Origin of the sequence: Corynebacterium sp. ED61, assembly GCF_015233855.1 — a bacterium.
In the GTDB taxonomy this organism is placed as follows: domain Bacteria; phylum Actinomycetota; class Actinomycetes; order Mycobacteriales; family Mycobacteriaceae; genus Corynebacterium; species Corynebacterium dentalis.
This window is the reverse complement of sequence record NZ_JADGIT010000017.1, coordinates 1-1307: the sequence shown is the minus strand read 5'-3', so window position 1 is coordinate 1307 and position 1307 is coordinate 1. Positions and strand designations below refer to the sequence as shown.

The window sequence follows — 1307 nt, the reverse complement described above, 5'->3', positions numbered from 1 at the left end:
TGAAGTGCCCCAGGTTTTGTTCCGTCTGAGTAGATGGGAAAATCTGGAACATGCCAAAGAAATTTGACCAGGATGCGAAGGACCGCGTGGTCCGCCTCGTCGAGGACCGTATCCTGGTAGAGAACCTTTCGATGCAATCCGCTTGCCAGACTGTGGCACCGAAGTTGGGAGTGTCGTGGCACACAGCCCGGCAGTGGACGCAGGCTGCTCGCCGCGAAGGCCGAGTTGCTGAGCCCTTACCCGAAGATCTCGTTGCAGAGGTAGCCAAGTTGCGCCGTGAGAATCAAGAGCTTCGCGACACCAACGAGTTATTGAAAGCCGCATCGGCTTTTTTCGCGTCAGAACTCGACCCACAACGTCGGAAATGATCCAGTTCATCGATGAACACCGGGATCGTTTCACAGTCGAGTTCATCTGCCAGACGTTGAAGAGCAATCGGGAAGGTGGCTTCATTACCTCTCGTGGGTACCGCCAGTCCAAAGCTCGCGGGCTTAGTGCCCGCAGTCTTCGCGACGCTGCCCTGGTCGAACATATAAGTGCTGTTCATAGCGCCAATTACGGAGTCTACGGCGTCCGTAAGATCTGGCATGTTCTTCGTCGAGACGGCATCGATATTGGGCGTGAGCAGACCGCGCGTCTGATGCGCCTTGCTGGCGTTACTGGCAAGGGGAAAGGCCGGTCTCCTGTGACGACTCGCAAGCCCAAAGGTCCGGATCCGCGTCCAGACCTGGTTGCTCGCGATTTCACAGCGCCAGCACCGGGCGCATTGTGGGTAGCTGACATTACCTATGTGCGCACCCGAAAGGGGTTCGTATACACCGCTTTTGTCACCGATGTGTTCTCCCGGCGGATCGTCGGATGGGCGCTATCGGATTCGATGCGTACCGAGGCGTTGCCGCTGCAAGCGCTCAACCAGGCGATCGTCAGCGCAAAGGAAACCTCAAGCCTGATCCACCACTCTGACCACGGTTCGCAATACGTGAGCATTGTCTACAACGAGCGGCTTGCGGAATATGGGATTGCTGCTTCTACCGGCACGGTGGGCGATTCTTATGACAATGCGCTGGCGGAAAACGTCAATGGTTCCTACAAGAACGAGCTGATTCATACCCGCACGTGGAGCGATGTGGTGGACGTGGAGATCGCAACCTTCGAGTGGGTTACCTGGTGGAACGATTCTAGGCTCCATCAGTCCCTGGGGTACCGCACGCCAGCTGAGGTTGAATCAGAGTTTTGGAGCCACAACCCTGCCCAAGGAATAATGGAAATCAAGGCACATGCCTAGGAACAAAACCTAGGGCACTTCA

The 1307-nt window shown here is 56.3% G+C and carries 1 protein-coding gene; it reads left to right on the top strand.

Annotation, left to right across the window (positions count from 1 at the left end; all coding sequences use genetic code 11):
• Positions 1–50: 50 nt before the first annotated feature.
• A protein-coding gene (locus tag IM764_RS10295; RefSeq protein WP_194187737.1) for an IS3 family transposase occupies positions 51–1285 on the top strand; the annotation gives its coding sequence in 2 pieces (ribosomal slippage) (positions 51–342 and positions 342–1285; 1236 coding nt in all).
• Positions 1286–1307: the final 22 nt, after the last annotated feature.